This is a genomic window from Lysinibacillus sp. K60, assembly GCF_019731275.1.
Lineage (GTDB): Bacteria > Bacillota > Bacilli > Bacillales_A > Planococcaceae > Lysinibacillus > Lysinibacillus capsici.
Genome location: NZ_JAASJR010000020.1, coordinates 1 through 23,180, shown reverse-complemented (window position 1 = coordinate 23,180; position 23,180 = coordinate 1). Strand labels below are relative to the sequence as shown.

Sequence of the window (23,180 nt, the reverse complement as noted above, 5' to 3'; positions counted from 1 at the left end):
GATGATTTATCGCATTAGTGAGTTTGCAGATAAATGTGGAGTTAATAAAGAAACGATCAGATATTACGAGCGAAAAAATTTATTACAAGAACCTCACCGAACGGAAGCTGGTTATCGGATATATTCATATGATGACGTTAAGCGTGTTGGGTTTATTAAACGAATACAGGAACTTGGTTTTTCTTTAAGCGAGATTTATAAATTACTTGGTGTTGTAGATAAAGATGAAGTTCGTTGTCAAGATATGTTCGAATTTGTTTCTAAAAAACAAAAGGAAGTGCAAAAACAAATAGAGGATTTAAAACGAATTGAAACTATGTTAGACGACTTAAAACAACGATGTCCAGATGAAAAGCAATTACATTCGTGTCCAATAATAGAAACATTAACATGAGAGATTAATTAACGAAAGGAGCTTTTTTATGAATAAATTTAAGGTAAACATTTCAGGAATGACTTGTACGGGTTGTGAAAAACACGTAGAATCAGCACTTGAAAAGATAGGTGCTAAAAATATTGAGTCTAGTTATCGTCGTGGTGAAGCAGTATTTGAACTGCCCGATGATATTGAGGTTGAAAGTGCAATAAAGGCGATTGATGAAGCAAATTACCAAGCCGGAGAAATTGAAGAAGTATCATCACTAGAAAACGTGGCGTTAATTAATGAAGACAATTATGACCTTCTTATTATTGGTTCTGGTGCTGCTGCCTTTTCTTCGGCAATTAAAGCTATAGAATACGGTGCAAAAGTTGGAATGATTGAGCGTGGAACGGTTGGGGGAACCTGTGTGAATATTGGCTGTGTTCCGTCAAAAACTCTTCTTAGGGCAGGGGAAATCAATCATTTATCAAAAGACAATCCGTTTATAGGTTTACAAACATCCGCTGGAGAAGTGGATTTAGCTAGTTTAATCACGCAAAAGGATAAATTGGTGAGCGAACTTCGGAATCAAAAATATATGGATTTAATTGATGAATATAATTTTGATTTAATTAAAGGTGAAGCAAAATTCGTTGATGCTAGTACGGTTGAGGTCAATGGGGCAAAGTTATCTGCAAAACGCTTTTTAATTGCAACAGGTGCATCGCCTTCGTTGCCCCAAATTTCAGGACTTGAAAAAATGGACTATTTAACTAGTACAACACTTCTTGAGTTAAAGAAAATACCAAAACGATTAACTGTAATTGGTTCAGGATACATTGGAATGGAGCTTGGACAACTATTTCATCATTTAGGTTCAGAAATAACGCTTATGCAAAGAAGTGAGCGACTTTTAAAGGAGTATGATCCTGAGATTTCAGAGTCAGTTGAAAAAGCGTTAATTGAACAGGGTATAAACCTTGTCAAAGGGGCAACTTTTGAGCGTGTTGAACAAAGTGGAGAGATAAAAAGGGTTTACGTAACAGTAAATGGCAGTAGAGAAGTCATTGAATCAGATCAGTTACTTGTTGCCACTGGAAGAAAACCAAATACGGATTCTTTAAATTTAAGTGCAGCAGGTGTTGAAACTGGAAAAAATAATGAAATCCTGATCAATGATTTTGGTCAAACAAGTAATGAAAAGATTTATGCAGCAGGAGATGTGACTTTAGGACCACAATTTGTATATGTAGCAGCCTATGAAGGTGGAATTATTACTGATAATGCTATTGGTGGATTAAACAAAAAAATAGATTTATCGGTAGTTCCTGCTGTTACGTTTACGAATCCGACGGTTGCAACGGTTGGTTTAACAGAAGAACAAGCAAAAGAGAAAGGGTATGATGTGAAGACATCTGTATTACCTTTAGATGCTGTTCCAAGAGCAATTGTAAACCGTGAAACAACCGGTGTATTTAAACTAGTAGCAGATGCAGAAACACTAAAAGTATTAGGGGTTCATATTGTATCTGAGAATGCAGGAGATGTCATCTATGCAGCATCATTAGCTGTTAAATTTGGCTTAACGATAGAAGATTTAACAGAAACCCTAGCACCATATTTAACAATGGCTGAAGGGCTAAAATTAGCTGCACTTACGTTCGATAAAGATATTTCGAAATTATCTTGTTGTGCAGGCTAAGGGAACTTTTTTACAACTCCCTATTCAAGTGAACCAGCTAATGCTTTAAGGGATTTTCTAAGTGCATTTGTGGTCACAAAAATAATTTAACACTGATGATTTCGACATCAAATCTATAATTGATACCTTAACACCGCAGAGTAATAAAGGATGAATAATATGTCAGACTTATTATCCCTACCAGACATTAAAACAATAGAACCGCCACAAGAAAATGAAACCGATATGATGTTTAAAGTTGAAGCAGTCGGACCACCTGAACGTTGTCCTGAATGTGGTTTTGACAAGTTGTACAAACACAGTTCAAGAAATCAACTAATTATGGATTTGCCCATTCGTTTAAAGCGAGTGGGCTTACAATTGAACCGTAGACGATACAAGTGTCGTGAATGCGGATCTACCTTCTGGGAACGCCTAATATCTGTAGATGAAAAGCGTAGTATGACCAAAAGGCTTTTAAAGTCCATTCAAGAGCAATCCATGTCTAAGACCTTTGTAGAAGTCGCAGAAAGCGTTGGTGTTGACGAGAAAACCATTAGGAACGTTTTTAAGGACTATGTGGCACTCAAAGAACGTGAATACCAGTTTGAAACTCCTAAGTGGCTTGGGATAGACGAGATACATATTATCCGTAGACCTCGGCTTGTATTGACTAATATTGAACGCAGGACTATTTATGACATCAAGCCTAACCGTAACAAGGAAACAGTCATCCAACGTCTTTCAGAAATCAGTGACAGGACTTACATTGAGTACGTCACAATGGATATGTGGAAGCCCTACAAAGACGCAGTGAACACTATCCTTCCACACGCTAAAGTTGTCGTAGATAAGTTTCATGTAGTTAGAATGGCTAATCAAGCCTTAGATAACGTCAGAAAGTCTTTGAAAGCCCATATGAGCCAAAAAGAAAGACGTACCCTTATGCGTGAAAGGTTTATCCTTCTAAAGCGTAAACACGATCTAAATGAACGTGAATCATTCCTCTTAGATACTTGGTTAGGTAATCTTCCTGCTTTAAAAGAAGCCTATGAACTCAAAGAAGAGTTTTACTGGATATGGGATACTCCTGATCCAGATGAAGGTCATCTTCGTTATAGTCAATGGAGACACCGTTGTATGTCCAGCAACTCTAAAGACGCATATAAAGACCTCGTGAGAGCCGTAGACAACTGGCATGTCGAAATATTCAACTACTTTGATAAAAGGCTCACTAATGCTTATACGGAGTCAATTAACAGCATTATTAGGCAGGTAGAGCGAATGGGTAGAGGTTACTCGTTTGATGCCTTACGAGCCAAAATCCTTTTCAATGAGAAGCTCCATAAAAAGCGTAAGCCACGATTTAATTCAAGTGCTTTCAATAAAGCTATGTTATACGATACTTTCAATTGGTATGAAGTGAATGATCACGACATTACAGACAACTTTGGTGTCGATTTTTCCACACTTATTAAGAATTTGGAGAAGGGTGATTTATAAGCCCTTTTCCACCATAAAATCCGAATACCCTATTAAACTAAGAGAAGCTTCATGAGACCTATCATCATACTAATTATGATTCCCATTCCTATGATTGAATAACTAATTACTTTTAAGTCATCTTTTTTTTGCAATCGACAGTATTTTTTATAACTAACTTCTCCATTTGCGAACATAAGACCAAATTGATCAGGTTTAATTGAATAAAATACACCATTCTCGTCTTCTAAAATTAGTTTTGTTATAAGGTTCTCCCCGTTCGATTTTTGATTATGAGTATTGCTTCTCGAGCCTTCAATCCTCACCACTTTGTATATGGAGTTCCCCAAAATCTTTTCTGTTATATGAAAAGCTTGATCTTCTATAAAGTTGTTATTTATACACACTTATATCCCCCCTCTGTTCACTAAGCTTCTGATATACTATATGTAAAATTTAATATATAGTTTTAACTAATCAGGAAATTGGAATCTTTTTTTTACAATATAATAAAAATTCGTCAAATTATATTTGACGAATTTTTTGCTTCATCTTTACTTATTCGATTTTGAGCAATTGTGCATTTATTGCACATATAATCGTACTTAAGGACATGACAGCAGCTCCAATTGCAGGTGTAATAACAATACCTACACTATATAAAACGCCTGCAGCTAGTGGAATTGCAAGAATGTTATAACCAGCTGCCCACCCTAAATTTTGGACCATTTTTTTATGACTAGCTTTCGATAGCTTTAATGTATTCAGAATGTCCTCTGGATTGCTGTTTACCAGTACTACATCTGCAGTTTCAATGGCCACATCTGTGCCTGCACCGATCGCAATACCTAAATCTGATTCAGCCAGTGCAGGCGCATCATTAACACCGTCACCAACCATTGCAACTTTCGAATTTTCTTCTTTTAGTCCTTTCACCTTATTAGCTTTTTCATGGGGTAATACTTCAGCAATAACTTTCGTCATGCCTAGTTTTTCACCAACATATTTTGCTACACGCACGTTATCACCTGTCATCATAACGGTTTCAATACCTAAATCACTCAATTCTTTTATAACCTTATAAGAGGAATCCCTTATTATGTCTGCTAAAGCAATCATGCCTAAAAATACATTATCCTTTAATATAAAAATAACGGTTTTACCTTGTTGTGCAAGTTTTTCGTAAGTACTTTCATCGAAGCTAATATTTTTTTCTTTTAAAACATTTGGACTAACAATTGCAATTTCAGACCCGTTAACATTAGCCACTAACCCTTTACCTGTTAAATTTTTAAAACCTTTTACTTCAGATACTTTTATATTTTGCTTCTTACCCTCTTTTACAATTCCCTTTGCTATTGGATGTTCAGATTGAATTTCTACAGAGTAAGCAAGCTTTAATAATTCTTTTTCGCTAACCCCTGTAACTGGATGAATATCCGTTATACCAAAATTACCTTCAGTTAAGGTACCAGTTTTATCAAACACAATTCTATTGATTTTAAATGCGTTTTCAAATGAAGTACGATTCCTAATTAATAAACCCTTCTTAGCAGCAATAGATGTAGAACGTGATGTTACTAAAGGAGTAGCTAGACCTAAAGCATGAGGACAAGCAATTATTAAAACTGTCACCATTCTTTCTAATGCAAAATCAAAGTCATCTGTTGACCACCAATAAACCAGTGTGATAATACCTGCAACAATAGCGACATAGAATAACCATTTAGCGGCTGTATCAGCAAATCCTTGAGCTTTTGATTTAGTTTTTTCTGCATCGCTTACTAATTGGATTACTTGTGCAAGATAAGTGTCACTGCCTGTTTTACTAACATTTATTTTTAGTACACCCTCTCCATTAATTGAACCCCCAATGGCCTCCATACCTACCTTTTTTTCAATAGGAATTGATTCCCCAGTTAACATCGATTCATCAACTGTAGAGTGTCCTTCAAAAACTATTCCATCAATGGGAATTTTCTCGCCTGGTTTTACTAGTATTTGATCACCTGGTTTTAAATCTTCAACAGATACTTCAATAAGGTTGCCTGATGCATCTAACTTATGAGCTTCTTTAGGCATTAATTTAATTAACTCTTCTAATGCTTTTGAAGCACCCATTATTGATCTCATTTCGATCCAATGTCCAAGAAGCATAATAACAATTAAGGTTGCTAATTCAAAAAAGAAGTCACTTCCTTCAATGAAAAATGCTGTTAGTGAACTATAGACATAAGCTGTTACGATAGCAAGAGTAATTAATAGCATCATCCCAGGAGTTCTATTTTTCAATTCACTCCATGCTCCAAGTAAAAATGGTTTTCCTCCATAGAAAAAGACTATTGTTGAAAGTAAGAATAGTAATAATGTGTCACCAGCAAAATTTACTTTATATCCAAGAAGCATCTGAATCATCATGGATAAATATGATATTGGAATCGTTAATACTAAAGATACCCAAAACCTTTTCTTAAAATCAGAAATCGAATGACCATGGTGTTTGTTGTTACCCTCGCTTTGATTATGTTGATGATGATTGTGTTCATTATTTTTCTTATTGTTAGGGCTGTAATTTTCATGAACATCTTGCATATGATTTGTTATTGGTTCATGCGAAACATTATGATTGTGGATGTGGTCTCTTTTTTCTTTTCTCTCCATCAAATATCACTCCTCTAAATATAAATCAGATGTGTACTATTTTTTTAGTGAATGTTCCCTCATTTTTCTTGAATTCATTTCTCCTAGGTTTCCTAGAAAAAATATTTCTTATTTAATCTTAATTTACCCCAAAGTTATGCAAAAATTATGAATTGTAATTTGAATAAAATTATTATTTAACAAAAAAAGAATGAGGATAAAAATGTACCTCATTCTTTGTCTTAATTTATATTAATTTCTTCTTTCGAATAAACTTTAAATAGATGAATAGGACGAAAATAAACATTACGCTAAATTTTGTGTACACCGATGCATCCTGATTTAAATTCGAGTCCTCTGTGTCTTTATGAGTTACATTTTTATTTATTTTACTATTGGCATTTTCTAACTGAAAAGATGCGATAGTATCCTGATTTTGATTTAATAGCTCTAAATGACCCTTTCCAGAGATTCTTTGACTAACTGTTTCATGTTGTAAAACTATATAATCGAGTTTTTCTTTGGTCTTAAAGGACATTTCATCAATTTTATATATTTTTCCCATCGGAATATTCCTAGACTCAAAATTCTCAAATGCATAATCAAGAAGTTCTATTGTATCGTTATAGGCCATGTCTTCTGTTTGCGCTTTAAGCGTTACGACAATAACCGATATATCGTTTCTTGTTGCTGTTGTTATAAGAGTTATTCCTGATTCATCAACATATCCAGTCTTTCCACCCGTTATTCCTTCATAAGGTCGCTCTCTCATTAATTTATGATGACTATAAAGAGTAGTATCCCACGATTTGCCATCCCAATTAAGTTCCTTTAGACCAAAAATTTTACGAAACTCCTTATTTTGCATTGCGTATTTCGTAATTTTTGCTAAATCTTGTGCAGTAGTTTTATGATCTGGATCATATAGTCCATGGGGATTTACAAAGTTCGTATTTTGTATTCCAATATTCTCTAAATATTTATTTATACTAGTCGAAAACTGTTTTACAGACCCATCCAAATGCTCAGCAATAGCAATACCTGCATCATTACCAGAATTCACAAGTAAGCCTTGAATAAGCTTTCTTAGATTAACCTTTTCTCCTTCTTCTAAAAAAACCCTAGTTCCTTCAACTTCTCTAGCATTTTTACTAATTGTGACAATGTCTTCTAGGTTCCCTTTTTCAATTGCATATATTGCAGTTGCTATCTTTGTTAAGCTAGCAGGAGCCATCTTCTGATTTGGATTTTTTTCATATAAAATTCGCCCCGTTTTTTCATCTATTAATATAGCAGCTTCACTGCTAATCAAAGGAGATTCGACCTTCATTGCGCCATGAACTCTATAAACAAAATTTGAACCTAGTATTAAGAAGATTACTACTAAAATCGCAACCTTTTTTATTAAATGTGTTTCCATATTATTATTCTCCTCATAGTAATCTACACATGTATCTTAGAAAAAATATGTGGAGAAAATATGGAGAACAAGTTACGTAATCTAAACTTAACACTTGTAACAATAGTGATTTCTATTAATGTTTGAAAAGCAATGTACTTTTATTTGTTTCTAAATTATTTATATTTACATTCCCCAATAAGTAATTGTGTCAAAAATTCCAATAATAAAAAGAGTAACTCCGGCTATTTTTTGAATAAACCTACCTACTTTAATACTTTTCTTCATTACTAATCCCTTAATATCAAAGTACCATATAAAAAATAAGATGATGACAAGAGGTATTGATGTTGCCAATCCAAATATTGCAGGTAACACTAATCCATATGAAGTCGACATAACGGTTGGCATTAGCCATACAAAATAGAGTACAAACATTGTTGGACAGAATGCAATTGCAAAACTAGCTCCTAGAAAAAAGGAACCAATATAACCTTCTTTTAGTATAGTAGGAACGTTCTTTGAAATTCGATTTAATATTCTTAACTTTATTGTCCCCATTAACACAAGTCCGGTAAGTATTAATAGAGGACCAATCAATTTTCGGAAAACCGGAAAGAAATTAATTATTTTGTTTTCAAATGTTTGTCCAAATGCCCACGCCAACAAACCAATTGCACTATATACTATGACTTTACCCATAATAAACGAAACGATCTCTCTCCAATTACTACCTAATTGGATAGTACGATTACCATATAACGTAATAGCGCTAATATTTCCAGTCAGTTGACATGGAGCAAATGCACCTATCAACCCAAGGAGGATAGATATAATGATTGGGGAATGCTCATATGAATTTAAGAATACAGAAACTGGTTCACTTATGGTTTGACTAATTTGAGACATCAAATTATACATCTCAATCACCCTTCAATAACCTTATTTTATTTTTAATTCCCCTTCTGAAGCTAATTTATCCCACGATTCCCCTTCGTTCTTAGAAAGATAGAAGTTAAGATTATTTGTTACAAAAGTAATTTCTTCTCGATTAGTAGGATTAGAAGCGATATAAATAATTGGGTCTTGCATTATCTCGTTTGGGAGTTGTATATTTTTTTCTTCTTTACTATCCAATGAGAATGATCTAAGGGAAACAGAATTTGAGTCATAGTTTGTATAGTAACCCCCATTCTCATTTAAAGTTACGTATGTAACCATTTGAGTAGACTTAAGTAATTTAAAGTTAACTCCATAGTCATTCGAAACAAAGATTCCATCTTTACTACCAATTGCAACTATTTCTTTTTTGGAAGGGTGAGCTGATAAATTAGAAACAAACTCGGAATTAAAGCCATTCATAGCTGATTCAGTCCAAGACTTCCCTTCATCAATTGAATAATGCAATCCACCACTCATATTCTCTGTAGGTGTTTCATTAATGACATAGATTGTATTCGAATCATAACCAGCTGCAAGATAATGAAAATCAATTTCGCCGTAAAAGGCTAATTGTTCTAGATTTGCTCCTTCATCTGTACTTTTTATAACTCCTAAAGGGTTTTTAAGGTTTGAGCCTTCCTCAGGATGTCCACTTGAATAGAAGCCATCTTTGACCGCCTGAAAGCCCATATAGTCATGTTTTTGGCTGTTCGCTTCTTCCCAACCCTTTACACCATATTTATACAATCCTCTATGTGTTGCAATTACAAAATCACTTTTACCATTTATATATCCCAAACCATGTATATGTTCAATTTTTGGGTTATCCACTTCTTCAAATGAATAACTATCTTTTTCTTTTGAATTACAAGCACTTAAAACTAAAACAATAACTAATAGACCTAACCAAATTTTGTAATTTTTCATACTTTTCTCCTTTTAACTCCATTTATACCCTATTCCCCAAACCGTTTTAAGGAACTCATCGGTAGGAAAGTCAGATTTACTTAATTTTTCTCTTAGATTTCTTATATGTGAATCAACAGTCCGCGTATCTGTATCTGTTTCATATTCCCATGCAGCATGCAGTAATTCCTCTCTTGTAAATGTCTTAGAAGGTCGAGATATTAATGCTTTTATAATTAAAAATTCTTTTAAAGTAAGTTGCACACTTGAATTTTGGTAGTGTAGAGAATATGTTTCTTTATCTAAAACAAAATCTTTAAAAGTGATATTTTCATTATCCTTTTCAAATCCGACAATTCTACGCAAAACAGCATTGATTCTTGCTATTAACTCTCTTTCATCGAATGGCTTGGATATATAGTCATCTGCACCTAATAAAAGTCCCTTAGCTAAATCAGATTTATCAGCTCTTGCAGTTAGCATTATAATGGGTACTTTTGAAAATTCACGAATAGATTCACAAACATCCCATCCATCCATTTCAGGCATCATAACATCTAATAAAACGAGATCGATATTTTCTTTCTTAATTCTCTCTATTGCCTTTATTCCGCTCTTTTCTTTAATACAGGTATATCCATGTGGAATTAAAAATAATTCGACTAAATCGAGCATTCTTTCTTCATCATCCACAATCAAAATTGTCTGCATATTTAACCTCCATGTGTTATATGATCACCGTAAATGTACTTCCTTCTCCAAGTTTACTTTTGACTTCAATGGTACCATTGTGTGCTTCTACTAATTCCTTCACAACAGCAAGTCCAATTCCTGAACCACCATATGCACGAGAACGTGATTTCTCAACACGATATAGCTTCTCAAAAATGAAGTCAATTTCTTCTTGTGGAATGCCAATACCTGTATCAATAACCTCAATTCTTGTTTTCCCTTCATTTTTACAAGCCTTTAATGTTACCTCTGTATTTTCCTTTGAATATTTCAAAGCATTATCCAATAGGTTTATGACAATTTGCTCTAAACGTAATGGGTCAGCATATATTTGAAAATCTTCAGTGCAAACAAAGTTCAACTTAATATTCTTGAGATCATATGAAGGAGCAACAAGTTTACATATTGCTTCGAAAAAATATCGAGCAGAGAAAGATTCTTTCATGACAGTAAATGTGTTTTCGTCCATTCTAGCCAAGTCTAATAAATTTTTTACCAATTCCTTCATTCTATTGGACTCTTCAACAATAATTTCAAGATACTGTTCTCTTTGTTTCTTACTTAGACTCTCTCTCATCGCTACTTTTGAATATCCAATTAAATATGTCAACGGTGTACTTAATTCATGAGCCACTGACGCCAGAAATTCATTCCGGTCTGTTTTTAAACGTTCTAAATCATTGGCTAATTTCTGAATTGAACTTGCTAACTCACCAAGCTCGTTTTTACTTTTAATTGCAAGCTTTACATTAAACTCACCTTTGCTTAATTTCTCTGTTGCCTCTTTCATCCGTATTAAAGGTCTTGTTATAACTTTTGACAGAACCGCGTAAACAATAAAAAGTACAATAAAACTTGTAGCACCTGCCATACCAAAATGTTCAGTTAATTCATGAACCATCTTATTAAGAGAACCAGTACTTTGTAGCATTAAAACGTATCCAGATTGATTTGTATTTGAGATATAAGGATGCACACTCATAATATAAGGGGATTCTTTCCAGTTAGAAGTCAATAATTCATCTGTTTCTACGTCTACGTTCTTTATTAAAGAAACTATTTGTCCACTTAAAGATTCACTAATATCTGAACTACCAATGATATTTCCTTTATTATCGGTAATGATCACCGCACGATCTTTACTTTTTTCCATCAAAACGATATGTTTTATTGTAGTTTCAGAAAAATTTTCAATTAAAACATCTCTATGATTAGCACCATTCGCCAATAATGTATAATATTCTTCTTCAACTCTCGAATTAATTATATTTCGATGAAGATAAAACATAAGAAATAAATCCATTATTAGCACTACAATAAAAAAACACGATGCTAATTTTGTAGAGATTTTGTTCACTAATTTTTTCACCTCTCTTATTAGTCTAAAAAATTATTACTTAGTCTGGTAAAATTTGTTCCATGTAACTCTTTATATCCTGTTCTTTCATTTCTCCAGTGATTATTTTTTCTATTTTACCCTCTGAATTAATAAGAATAGTCGTTGGTAATGGATTTATATTATATGCTTCCATTACACTTTTGTTTTTGTCAATTAATACCGGAAAAGTTAAACCTTTTCGGTCAATATAATTTTGAACCACGAAGTCGGATTCTGCTATATTTATAGCTAATACCTGTATACCTTTTTCTTTATATTCCTTATAATATCTATCTATAATTGGGAATTCCCTTTCACAGGGTTTGCACCAAGTCCCCCAAAAGTTTAAAAAGACACCTTGTCCTTTGTATTCCTCCAAATTATGTTTATCACCATACATATCAACTAGAGTAAAATTTGGAGCATTATCCCCTATTTGTAATACTTCATTTTTTTCTTTAGTTAAAGTTGTATATACTGTAAATAATATTGCCCCAAATAATACAATTAATATAATTGAACGCATAAGAAATCGTCTCTTTTTTTTATCCATAATTAAGTTTGGTTCCTTCCCCTCTTATATGATATAAAACTAAAAGCCAGTAAATCCTCCAAAAATAGGTGTTAAAAACGCAATAATTTTAGTCATCATATCAAAGTACAATAAAACCCCCATCAGAATCATTATTGCACCACCTATTTTCATAAACAGTCCATTTTTTCTTTGAAGAAACTTCATTTTTCCAATAAATAAGGACATTATTAGGAAAGGTATAGAGAAACCTAGCACATAAAATAACATGTACAACATTCCTTGCCCGGGGTTAGACACTCCTAAAGCTATTACTCCGGCAAGAATTGGTCCAGTACAAGGTGTCCATCCAGCTGCAAAACCCATACCAATAAGTACTGAGCCAAAATATCCTTTGGGCCTTTTTTTAAAACTAATCTTTTTTTCCGATTGTAAAATATCGAATTTAAAGAAACCTAGAATAACTAATCCAAAAAAGACCATGAAAATTGCTCCAAATTGCCTTAGTAACTCTTTATACTGAATAAAAATCTTTCCGATAAAAGAAGTTGAGAAACCTAATGCCATAAAAATAATAGAAAAACCAAGTAAAAAAAGCAGGGTATGTATTAAAGACTTTCGTCTTAAGATCCCTTTCTCTTCTTTTAGTTCATTAAAGGATATTCCTGTTATATAAGATAGAAAAGCAGGATACAATGGTAATGAACAAGGTGATACAAATGATAATAATCCAGCCCCAAATGCAAGTATTAAATTTAATTGTTCTAACAAATACTCTCACGCAACCTTTCTACAGAACATTTAAAAATAAAGTATAGACTATAAATGTGGAGAATATATGCATATGTTGATACATATCAAAATTAAGAAGTTTATTTTTGATACCTTTCTACAACTCATTAATTAATAGCAATTTTTTTTTAAAAAAAGTTTTAATTCCTGCTCTAAGGATTATAATTCAACGGTAATAATGACAAAACAAAACCCTGGCACAGTAGACAATGTACCAAGGTTATTTTAATGTACCTACTTTATATATATATAGTTAGAAAAATGAAAGGTTTGAAAGCCATTTTGAAAAAACAAAAACCCTGATACAGCATCATACTGTATCAAGGTTTATCTTATTTATATACAATAATATAGTTAGAATCACTCATAGAAATTGTTTGAATATCCAGTATACAACTTTTTTGTCCAGTATAAGACTTTATTGTAAAGTATACAACTATTTTGTCTAGTATAGAACTTTATTGTAACTGAACATTTGGCACAATATCACATCCTTTTATTTAGGATATATAACAACAACTTTCGCTTTCTTTAAACCTAAACATTTAGCAATCGTTAATCGATGTTTACCTTCTCCTTGGATATAGTATTTATTGTTTAAAACCGTTACCAAGGGATATCCAATATACGGGTCACTTAAAATAAATTTTTCAAACTGCTCTTTACTTTTGTATTTAGAAAAATTTATTCCTTTATTAACTAATATCTCCAACGCCTCTAGCCAATTACTCACTCTATCTGCATCTGTTCGGCACATACCAACTAATTCATCTAAATCAATGATTTTCAATTCTTTTGTATTTTCATCAAATTCATCGGCAGACAAATACTCTGCTTCATACGGTATTGATTTGATTTTATCTTTTAATGATGGATCGATTTCTAAAACCTTAAGTTTTTCATCTAAACTCATCTTTATTCCTCCAAAATAAAAACATCGGTACGCTTATTTTAATTATAAGCGTACCGATGTTTAGTGTTCAAACTTTAAACAACTTTATTTGTTTTTAAATGACTCTATTGTAAATGTAACAACTTTATTGTCAGGATACATCACAATTAAATCTAATTTTTGTTCTTACTCAACAGTTACCGATTTAGCTAAGTTACGTGGTTTATCTACATCACAGCGACGGTGAAGTGCAGCATAGTAGCTAATTAATTGTAAAGGTATTACTGATACAAGTGGTGTTAGTAATTCATGAACATGTGGAATGACTAAACGGTCGCCATCTTCATCAATGCCAGCCATCGCGATAATACATGGATATGCACCACGAGCCGCTACTTCTTTGACATTACCACGGATGTTTAATCCTACTGATGCTTGTGTGACAAGCGCAAACACAGGTGTACCTTCTTCGATTAAGGCAATTGTTCCGTGCTTCAGTTCTCCACCAGCAAAGCCTTCTGCTTGGATGTACGAAATTTCTTTTAGTTTTAAGGCACCTTCAAGGCTGACATAGAAGTCCATATTACGGCCAATGAAGAATGCGTTGCGTGCAATTTTCAAGTAATCTTCTGCAATGTCTTCTAGCACATCTTTTGAATCAATAATTGTTTGGATGCCATTAGCGGCAATCGCAAGCTCTTGTTTTAAATCAAATTCTAAGCCTTTGCCATTTGCCTTTGCTGTCACATAGGCTGCTAATGCAAGTACTGCTACTTGTGCCACATAAGCCTTTGTAGAAGCTACAGCAATTTCTGGACCTGCATGTAATAACAATGTATGGTCAGCTTCACGTGATAACGTAGAGCCAGGTACATTTGTAATCGTTAATGTTGGATAGCCCAACTCTTTAATTTTTACAAGAACTTGACGGCTATCTGCTGTTTCACCTGATTGTGTAATGAAGATAAATAATGGTCGTTCTGAAAGTAATGGCATGTTATAGCCAAATTCACTAGAGATATGCACTTCTACTGGGATACCAGCCATTTTTTCGAAATATTGTTTACCAATGAGACCCGCATGATAGCTTGTGCCTGCTGCAATAATATATAAACGATCTGCTGCTCGTAATGCTTCTAAAATCTCCGCATCAATCGTTAAATCACCATTGTCACCTTCATATGCTTGAATGATTTTACGAATAACTGTAGGCTGCTCATCCATTTCTTTTAACATATAGTGTGGATATGTGCCTTTTTCAATATCACTCATATCAAGCTCAGCCGTATAGGGTGCACGCTCTACTACAGTACCATCTAATTTTGTAATTTCCACACTTGCTTTGTGTACGATAACTACCTCTTTATCGTGAAGCTCTACGTATTGATCTGTTACCTGTAGCATCGCCATTGCATCTGACGCAACAACATTGAAGCCTTCACCAATTCCAACTAGAAGTGGTGACTTATTTTTTGCTACAAAGATTGTATCTGCTGCCTCTGCATCTAATAGTGCCAGTGCATAGGAGCCATGTAATAGAGATAATGTTTTACGGAAAGCGTCTGCAGTGCTTAGACCATCTTTCACAAATAACTCTACTAATTGCACAATAACCTCTGTATCTGTATCAGATTTCATTGGAATGCCTTTTAAATATGTTTTTTGCAATAAGTGATAGTTTTCGATAACCCCATTATGCACAAGTGTAAAGCGTCCTGATGCACTTTGATGTGGGTGAGCATTTAAACGATTTGGCACACCATGTGTTGCCCATCGAGTATGACCAATACCAATTTTCGCAGCAACATCTTCATCTACCGCTTCTCGTAAATCTGCAATACGCCCTTTTTCTTTGAAAACCGTTACGCCTTCCTCGTTACGTACTGCAATACCTGCTGAATCATAACCACGGTACTCTAGCTTTTCTAAGCCTTTTAATAAAATTTCCTTTGCATCTGATTCACCGATATATCCTACAATTCCACACATAATTCTCGTCCTCCGATAATGTCAATTTAATGCAATGACAAACTAGGCCTCATCCTATCGAATTTTTTTGAATGTACAAGCGATGCTTTATTTTTATAAAAATAAAGCACTCCAATACACACAAGCTACTCACGCTACTCAGCCAACTGAATAGAGATCTTCGATATGTGAAGCTTCATCTATTTATCTATTGCTTTTACAATACCTTCTCCATTTTCTGTACATTCAATCACTCAAATGCTTTCAAAATGGAAAATGACAATCGGGTATGTCGATTGGGAGGCATCCGCCGAATTTTCGATAAACCTCCACCTCGTCTGCTGAAGATCTTTTCGTCCGATTTCTTCAGCTCAGGCGCTATAATTGTTTTCCGATTTTGCGCTTTCTTCCCTCCTTAGGCGCTCGTTAAAGAATAAGGTCGGACCTCATCTTCAACTTCTCCATCATACTCAATCATATGCTATCCGTCAAATTTTCGTTATAAAAAACACCTAGTCCTAAAGGTTTTTCGTGACAAATATGTAGACAAAGCGATACATAAGCACTTTGATAAGCATTTTAATACAAAATAGGCACAAGCATCTAAAATGCTTGTGCCTATCCTTTATTTACTGTCTAATAATTTAACGATTTCTCTATTAAATGCAGGAAGATCATCTGGCGTTCTACTTGTTACAAGCTGTTTTTGACAGACAAATACTTCTTCATCATGGAAGATTGCCCCTGCATTTTCTAAATCCACTTGAATGGATTTATAGCCTGTGGCGTCACGACCATTTAATGTCTTTGCAGTAATGAGAAGTTGTGGTCCATGACAAATGGCAAAGGTAGGCTTCATTTCATCCATAAAGGACTTTGCAAATGCTACTATACGATCATCCGCACGTAATATATCAGGAGAAAAACCACCAGGAATAAATAATGCATCGTAATCTGTAGCTTTTACATCATCAATGCCTTTATCAATTTTCACTGTCTCTCCATGCTTCCCCTTAACTTCCTTGCCCGCTTCGGTATCAATTGTTACTAGCTGATGCCCAGCTGCTTCCAAAGCTTCTTTAGGGCTTGTAAACTCAATGTCCTCAAACATATCTGTTATAACTGTAGCAATTTTAGCCATATCAATTAAACACTCCTTGTTATTGTGACTCCTAATTACTGTTCCCCATCTCGCTTATTTAAAACATTCCTTTCAAATAAGTAAACCCGATTTCCTGTTTACGGAAATCGGGTTTACACTCTATTTCTTATTCTGTTAGGCCCATTTCTACACGTACAACATCTGCAATACGCTCGACAAAACGCTCGCAATCCGTTTCTGTTGCTGCTTCCACCATGACACGTACTAATGGCTCTGTACCTGAAGGACGTACTAAAACACGACCATTTCCAGCCATTTCAGCTTCTACCTCTGCAATTACTGTAGCTACTTTTGCATTATCGGTCACAGCATGCTTATCTGTTACACGCACATTGACAAGACGCTGAGGATAGATTTTCATTTCAGCTGCTAGTTCTGAAAGCTTTTTACCCGTCGCCTTCATAATGTTGACAAGCTGAATTCCTGTCAGTAAGCCATCACCTGTTGTATTAAAATCTAGAAAGACGATATGCCCTGATTGCTCGCCACCTAAATTGTATTCATTCGCACGCATTTCTTCCACAACATAACGATCACCTACAGCTGTTTGTACACTTTGCATACCATTGTCAGCCACAGCTTTATAGAAGCCCATATTGCTCATTACTGTTGAAACAATTGTTTGCTTCTTCAAACGCCCTACCGCATTTAAATGCTTACCAATGATAAACATAATTTGGTCACCGTCAACAATTTTTCCGTTTTCATCTACAGCAATTAAACGGTCTCCATCACCATCAAAAGCTAAACCAACATCTGCACCTTTTTCAGTAACAAATTTAGCTAGTCCTTCTGGATGTGTTGAGCCTACACCATCATTGATATTTAAGCCAGTTGGAGAAGCACCCATTGTAGAAATGTCAGCTTCTAAATCAGCAAATAAATGTGTAGCTAAAGATGAAGTTGCACCATGTGCACAATCAAGCGCTACATGGATACCATCAAATTCTTCATCCACTGTTTGCTTTAAGTATTGAATATATTTTTGACCACCTTCGAAATAGTCACTTACAGATCCTAAATCTGCTCCTATAGGACGTGGTAATGTATCCTCTTGCGCATCAATTAAATCTTCAATTTCCGCTTCCTGTGCATCTGTTAGCTTAAAGCCATCAGGACCGAAAAATTTAATACCGTTATCTGCAACTGGGTTATGTGAAGCTGAAATCATGACGCCTGCATCTGCGCTCATAATTCGAGTAAGGTATGCCACACCTGGTGTTGAAATAATACCAAGACGCATTACCTCTACCCCAATTGATAAAAGACCAGCCACAAGTGCACCTTCAAGCATCTCACCTGAAATACGTGTGTCACGACCAATTAAAACCTTTGGACGGTCAGTTGCATCTTTTGTTAAAACATAGCCACCTATACGACCAAGTTTAAATGCAAATTCTGGTGTTAATTCACTATTCGCGACGCCACGGACGCCATCTGTTCCAAAATATTTACCCATTCTACTTATTCTCTCCTTCAATGCAAGACAGTGCCTAGTGAGTTTCTATCAAACATTAGACACTTGTCCGCTTACTTTTGGAAAAGTCTGCTTTTGTTCATTCATTGGTAATTATTAATATTCCACTCTGCCAGTTTGTTTGATGGAACCTGAATTACAAACCTGATTGGATTTTTGATTTAGAATCAAAATAAAATTATAGTCACATATTGTTTAAGAATCAATATCTTCCGATTCCTCAGTTGACGTATTTTTATCAGTTGTAGTACTCTCATCTGTCACATCAGGTTCTTCAGTTGGAGGTGGTGTTTCCTCTGTAGAAGCTGGTGTTTTCTGCTGTTCTTCTTGTTCAACCTTTGTAATATCTGCCTTCACTTTTATTTTCTTGTCAGATATTTTTGTCACACCATCTGGTAATTTTACATCAAATTCATAAGTTTTGGACTCAGTAATTTTTGACAGGTCAACTGTTATTGGAATGGATGTTAAACTGTCAATAATTGATTTTCTACCATACACTTTGATCATTTTCGGTGTAAATGTTAATGAGTTAATGGTAATGTCTTCGGCAGCTTGCCCTGTTTCCTTAAGGACAACTGGGATCTCTCGACTATACTCCGCTATATCTACTTGAACTTTCACAATTTCAGGTTCAATAGTCACATCTAACTTATTTAAATCTCTATCTAATACTTTTACAGCTGCTTCCTGTGTGAATGATTGCTTCAAGCCTTGCTCACCTGTAACAGTTGCTTTTACATAACTAATGCTTTCAATAGCACTTTTTGCACCTGTTACATAAACAGTTGGTGGGTTGGCCGTCATTTCTTTTAAGATAAAACCTTCTTCGATTAAACGTTTGTTCATTTCAGGGTCCACTCGGAATTCCTGCGTGACCTTTTCCTCAATATTCACATGAACAGTTGCAGGGTCTAATGTCACCTTTAACTTATCTGAAATATTTTCGTATTGCAGTGTTACATCATGCTCTCCCAGCAATAAATTGCTCAAATCCGCAAATATAGAAAAATCCTTAGCTCCCTTTGCTTTTAAAACCAATGCCATCGGACCTTCTATCGTTACATCCACAGTTTCAGGTAAACCTGTCACAATAAGATTCTCATTATCGTAATAAACATCCACTGGAACATCACGAATAACATCCGTTTGTTCATTTGAGGTAGCTTTATTTAAAGGTGACAACTCGGTACGCACTGAGAAAAAAAGCAAAAACGCTAAAAATAGCGCGATGATTCTAAGTACCCAAGGGCTATCCATCATTTTATCCATTCTTTTTCCCCCTCCAAGTCAACTTAGAGGATGCATTTGATTCTTGTACTGATCCGAACCACATTTTTCGTAATAATGTTTCGAACTCCTCTAGAGAAAGATTTCGATGGAGATTACCATTTAATGTTATACTAATTGCGCCTGTTTCTTCTGAAACAACAATTGTAATAGCATCTGTAACTTCGCTTAAGCCAAGAGCAGCACGGTGGCGTGTCCCTAACTCTTTTGAAATAAATGGGCTTTCAGATAAAGGTAAATAACAAGCCGCTGCCGTCACTTTATCTTTTTGCATAATAACAGCCCCATCATGTAGCGGGGTATTTGGTATAAAGATATTAATCAGTAATTCTGATGAAATTTCAGCATTTAGCCCTATACCCGTTTCAATATATTCATTAAGGCCTGTTTCTTTTTCAATAGAAATTAACGCACCTATTCGACGTTTAGCCATATAACTTACAGACTTCTTCATTGCCTCAATAAGTCTTGTTTGTTCTTCTTCCTCTTGACTAGATGAGCGTTGGAATAGCTTTCCTCGTCCAATTTGTTCTAAACCGCGTCTGATTTCAGGTTGGAAAATAATAATAATCGCTAGGAAACCAAACTCAATAACTTGTTGTAGCATCCAGCCAAGTGTTTGTAACCCTAAAAGGTCTGTTGCAATTCGTGCAATAATAATGACGAATATTCCCTTAAGTAATTGGACAGCCTTCGTACCTTTAATGAGGGTTAAGACTTTATAAACAACGTACCAAACGAGCAGTACATCAATGAAGTTAATAACAATATTCACAGGCGTTAAATCCGTGAAATGTTCGATAATTTGCACGTGGCATCCCCCACTTTTCATTACGAATCCATACACATTCAAGTATATCACATTCTTATCAAATGTAACTTTTTTCAAATAAAAAGTCTACTCAGAAGAGTAGACCTTTCAGCCTCTCACGTGCACTATTTTTTAGGACGTATAGAGTGTTATTTAGTTTCTTCTTTTTCCTCAAATGTCATGGCTGTCTTAACAGAATTTTTAATTGTATACCATAACCATTCAAATACTTCGTCAATTTCTTCGATTCTCCCTGAAACTACCGCTGAAGATGCCATATATTGCCCGTTGATTACTGTGACGTTGCCATCAACTTCACCTTCAACAATCAAATCGCCATTTTTTACAACAATATCGCCTTTTACCACTTCTCCTTCAGGGACAATCACTGTTTGACCATCCACAACTAAATTAGGTTGTTTGGTTACTGAGAAATGCTGGTCATCCATGAAGCTACCCAATAATGTAGCACTCATGAATAGGCAAAATACTGCTGCTGCCACAAAGAAAGGATGCCGGCGAATCCATTTTTGTATACCTACTCGACTTTTTGGTTTTGGTAAACGAGCCATAACTGCTGCTTCAAAACCCGGAGGCGCTGTAATATGGGAAGCACTCTTCACAAAGGCGATTGTTTCACTCAATTCTTGCATCAACTGTTTACAATCATTACATGTATGCAAGTGTTGTTTCAACTCTTGCTCATGCTCACGACTAATGTCACCGTCTAAATAATCATGCATATAGTCTATAATATGCTCTGGACAAGTATTCATGACGCTCCCCCTCCTACAGATTGTTTAATTGCTTACGTAATGCCTCACGTCCGCGGTGAATCCTCGTTTTCACCGTTCCAAGCGGCATATCTAAAATCTCGCTAATCTCTTGTAACGATAACTCTTCTATATATTTCAATACTATAACCGAACGGTATTTATCCGGCAATCGTCCAATTTCATATTGAATGCGATCTTGCAGCTCCATTTGTTCTAACTGCTCCTCTGGTAGCTGGTCGTCTGCTGCGATTTGCGAATACATATCAAGCCCTTCTGTACCAGCTACTTCTGCATCTAAATAATAATCCGGTTTCTTTTTTCGAATACGGTCAATGCAGAGGTTTGTCGCTATGCGATAAAGCCACGTCGAAAACTTTCTTTTCTGATCAAATGTATGCAAGTTCATATAAGCTCGCACAAAAGCCTCTTGAGCAATGTCTTCAGACTCTTGTTTGTTGCCTAACATTCGATAGCATACTTGGTACAGTTTGTGCTGATAGAGACTCACAATATCGGCAAATGCGTTTTGATCGCCTTTAAGCACTTGTTTTATTCTCTTATTTACTAACGCATCCATTGTGTTGACTTCTCCACCTTTACAACTGTCTTATACTATACGAAGCACCGATAAGAAAAGTTTCGTTTTAATTCAATTATAGCAAAAGATTTTTATGCAATGTGGCAACAGGCAATTTTTTGTCAAATTTTCTTTAAACTAGTGTTTCGCCAAATAAAGATCCCATTAATGCAACAGCCACATTTGCTGTTGTATTCTTTTCATCTAATATAGGATTTACCTCTACAAACTCTGCTGAAGTTACCATGCCTGATTCTTGTAACATTTCCATTGCTAAATGGCTTTCTCGGTACGTAATTCCGCCTGGAACTGGTGTACCCACACCTGGCGTATAAAGTGGATCTAATCCGTCTAAATCAAGTGATAAATGTAAGCCATCAACATTTCGTTCCTTTAAATAAGCAAGTGCATCTTCCATTACACGTGTCATGCCAAGTCGGTCAATTTCATGCATTGTATATACCTTAATTCCTTGTTGACGAATCAATTCACGCTCTCCCGGGTCTACTGAACGAGCTCCAATAATAATCACGTTTTCAGGCTTAATTTTTGGAGCATAGTTGCGAATTTGCACTAAACGTTCATGTCCTAGCCCAATACTAACTGCTAACGGCATCCCATGTATATTGCCTGAAGGTGTTGTTTCAGGTGTATTTAAATCTGCATGTGCGTCATACCAGATAACACCAAGATTTTTGTAATGCTCACCTAATCCAGCTAATGTTCCAATAGCAATGCTATGGTCTCCACCGAATACGAGTGGGAATTTCTTTTGTTCCACTACTTCATGCACACTATTTGCTAATGCAGTACTAACATCTACAACTTCCTCTAAATTTAATAATTTTTCATCCACAGCTCCGTCAGCAAGCTTTTGACTGACACGAATATCCCCTTGATCCTGAACATCGTGTCCGATAGCCTCTAAACGTTCAACAATACCTGCATATCGAATAGCACTTGGTCCCATATCTACACCACGGCGTGTTTGTCCGTAATCTGTTGGTACTCCAATAATAGAAATATTAAGTTTATTCATGTTTTTATACCCCCTAAAAGTTATAAGATTATTGTAAAGCCTACATACCACTTGGCTCAACTCAACAAAAACTTGCATATTTATTCATATTTAAATAACATAAAAAAATCTCCTACTGTTTTCAGCAAGAGATTAGTTATCTGTAGTTAATATAACACTTTTAAATAATTTTCATTCTAAAAAAGTGAGCCATGAAGGACTCGAACCTTCGACCCTCTGATTAAAAGTCAGATGCTCTACCAACTGAGCTAATGGCTCATAAAAGAAAAAATGGCTGGGGTACTAGGATTCGAACCTAGGCATGACGGAATCAAAATCCGTTGCCTTACCGCTTGGCTATACC

The 23,180-nt window shown here is 35.1% G+C and carries 20 protein-coding genes and 1 tRNA gene; 3 read left to right on the top strand and 18 right to left on the bottom strand.

The genetic code is table 11. The features are described from left to right. The first annotated feature begins 1 nt into the window (after nucleotide 1). The 3 genes from merR to HCH28_RS24170 all read left to right on the top strand — a co-directional run bounded on the left by merR (nucleotide 2) and on the right by HCH28_RS24170 (nucleotide 3,545). On the top strand, nucleotides 2–394 hold the full coding sequence (gene merR / locus HCH28_RS24180; RefSeq protein WP_001863748.1) for a mercury resistance transcriptional regulator MerR: 393 nt from the start codon (nucleotides 2–4) through the stop codon (nucleotides 392–394). Nucleotides 395–422: 28 nt separating this feature from the next. Next, nucleotides 423–2,063, top strand: coding sequence for a mercury(II) reductase (gene merA / locus HCH28_RS24175; RefSeq protein ID WP_002440486.1), 1,641 nt, complete (start codon nucleotides 423–425; stop codon nucleotides 2,061–2,063). Nucleotides 2,064–2,222: 159 nt separating this feature from the next. Then, nucleotides 2,223–3,545 (top strand): ISL3 family transposase, encoded by a 1,323-nt coding sequence (locus HCH28_RS24170; protein WP_009374086.1) that lies wholly within the window; start codon nucleotides 2,223–2,225, stop codon nucleotides 3,543–3,545. A gap of 537 nt (nucleotides 3,546–4,082) precedes the next feature. Here HCH28_RS24170 and HCH28_RS24165 read toward each other — a convergent pair. The 18 genes from HCH28_RS24165 to HCH28_RS24080 all read right to left on the bottom strand — a co-directional run bounded on the left by HCH28_RS24165 (nucleotide 4,083) and on the right by HCH28_RS24080 (nucleotide 23,095). After that, the gene (locus HCH28_RS24165) at nucleotides 4,083–6,185 is read right to left on the bottom strand and encodes a copper-translocating P-type ATPase (RefSeq protein ID WP_009374088.1); all 2,103 of its coding nucleotides are present in this window, start codon (nucleotides 6,183–6,185) and stop codon (nucleotides 4,083–4,085) included. Nucleotides 6,186–6,411: 226 nt separating this feature from the next. Then, nucleotides 6,412–7,584, bottom strand: a complete 1,173-nt coding sequence (locus HCH28_RS24160; protein ID WP_009374089.1) for a D-alanyl-D-alanine carboxypeptidase family protein — start codon at nucleotides 7,582–7,584, stop codon at nucleotides 6,412–6,414. 165 nt (nucleotides 7,585–7,749) lie between these two features. After that, complete coding sequence (locus tag HCH28_RS24155; RefSeq protein WP_009374090.1) at nucleotides 7,750–8,484, bottom strand: urease accessory protein UreH domain-containing protein; 735 nt, start codon at nucleotides 8,482–8,484, stop codon at nucleotides 7,750–7,752. A 21-nt stretch (nucleotides 8,485–8,505) separates the two neighbouring features. After that, entirely contained in the window at nucleotides 8,506–9,432 is a 927-nt protein-coding gene (locus HCH28_RS24150) for a F510_1955 family glycosylhydrolase (protein ID WP_009374091.1), read from the bottom strand. 12 nt (nucleotides 9,433–9,444) lie between these two features. Then, nucleotides 9,445–10,122, bottom strand: a complete 678-nt coding sequence (locus HCH28_RS24145) for a response regulator transcription factor (RefSeq protein WP_009374092.1) — start codon at nucleotides 10,120–10,122, stop codon at nucleotides 9,445–9,447. A gap of 16 nt (nucleotides 10,123–10,138) precedes the next feature. Continuing rightward, the gene (locus HCH28_RS24140) at nucleotides 10,139–11,500 is read right to left on the bottom strand and encodes a sensor histidine kinase (RefSeq protein WP_009374093.1); all 1,362 of its coding nucleotides are present in this window, start codon (nucleotides 11,498–11,500) and stop codon (nucleotides 10,139–10,141) included. A 40-nt stretch (nucleotides 11,501–11,540) separates the two neighbouring features. Continuing rightward, nucleotides 11,541–12,074 carry a thiol-disulfide oxidoreductase ResA gene (gene resA / locus HCH28_RS24135; RefSeq protein ID WP_036075026.1) on the bottom strand — a complete coding sequence of 178 codons (534 nt, stop codon included), beginning with the start codon at nucleotides 12,072–12,074 and terminating at the stop codon, nucleotides 11,541–11,543. Nucleotides 12,075–12,113: 39 nt separating this feature from the next. Next, on the bottom strand, nucleotides 12,114–12,824 hold the full coding sequence (locus HCH28_RS24130) for a cytochrome c biogenesis CcdA family protein (RefSeq protein ID WP_009374095.1): 711 nt from the start codon (nucleotides 12,822–12,824) through the stop codon (nucleotides 12,114–12,116). A 517-nt stretch (nucleotides 12,825–13,341) separates the two neighbouring features. Then, nucleotides 13,342–13,758: a hypothetical protein gene (locus HCH28_RS24125; RefSeq protein ID WP_048393932.1), complete on the bottom strand. Its 417-nt coding sequence runs from the start codon at nucleotides 13,756–13,758 to the stop codon at nucleotides 13,342–13,344. A 165-nt stretch (nucleotides 13,759–13,923) separates the two neighbouring features. Next, nucleotides 13,924–15,726, bottom strand: a complete 1,803-nt coding sequence (glmS, locus tag HCH28_RS24120; protein ID WP_221683419.1) for a glutamine--fructose-6-phosphate transaminase (isomerizing) — start codon at nucleotides 15,724–15,726, stop codon at nucleotides 13,924–13,926. A gap of 604 nt (nucleotides 15,727–16,330) precedes the next feature. Next, nucleotides 16,331–16,846, bottom strand: a complete 516-nt coding sequence (locus HCH28_RS24115; protein WP_004225393.1) for a type 1 glutamine amidotransferase domain-containing protein — start codon at nucleotides 16,844–16,846, stop codon at nucleotides 16,331–16,333. A gap of 127 nt (nucleotides 16,847–16,973) precedes the next feature. Beyond that, nucleotides 16,974–18,326, bottom strand: a complete 1,353-nt coding sequence (gene glmM / locus HCH28_RS24110) for a phosphoglucosamine mutase (RefSeq protein ID WP_221683418.1) — start codon at nucleotides 18,324–18,326, stop codon at nucleotides 16,974–16,976. A gap of 213 nt (nucleotides 18,327–18,539) precedes the next feature. Further along, nucleotides 18,540–19,616 carry a CdaR family protein gene (locus HCH28_RS24105; protein ID WP_221683417.1) on the bottom strand — a complete coding sequence of 359 codons (1,077 nt, stop codon included), beginning with the start codon at nucleotides 19,614–19,616 and terminating at the stop codon, nucleotides 18,540–18,542. Continuing rightward, nucleotides 19,609–20,445: a diadenylate cyclase CdaA gene (gene cdaA, locus HCH28_RS24100; protein WP_009370548.1), complete on the bottom strand. Its 837-nt coding sequence runs from the start codon at nucleotides 20,443–20,445 to the stop codon at nucleotides 19,609–19,611. Before cdaA ends, HCH28_RS24105 begins: the two co-directional genes overlap by 8 nt. 149 nt (nucleotides 20,446–20,594) lie before the next feature. Beyond that, nucleotides 20,595–21,221, bottom strand: coding sequence for an anti-sigma factor family protein (locus tag HCH28_RS24095; protein ID WP_004225400.1), 627 nt, complete (start codon nucleotides 21,219–21,221; stop codon nucleotides 20,595–20,597). A 13-nt stretch (nucleotides 21,222–21,234) separates the two neighbouring features. Then, nucleotides 21,235–21,798, bottom strand: coding sequence for an RNA polymerase sigma factor SigW (gene sigW, locus HCH28_RS24090; protein WP_004225410.1), 564 nt, complete (start codon nucleotides 21,796–21,798; stop codon nucleotides 21,235–21,237). Between the two features lie 133 nt (nucleotides 21,799–21,931). Beyond that, a complete protein-coding gene (gene rocF, locus HCH28_RS24085; protein ID WP_004225412.1) occupies nucleotides 21,932–22,837 on the bottom strand; it encodes an arginase in 906 nt (301 codons plus the stop codon). A gap of 185 nt (nucleotides 22,838–23,022) precedes the next feature. Further along, nucleotides 23,023–23,095, bottom strand: a tRNA-Lys gene (locus tag HCH28_RS24080). Between the last annotated feature and the right edge of the window lie 85 nt (nucleotides 23,096–23,180).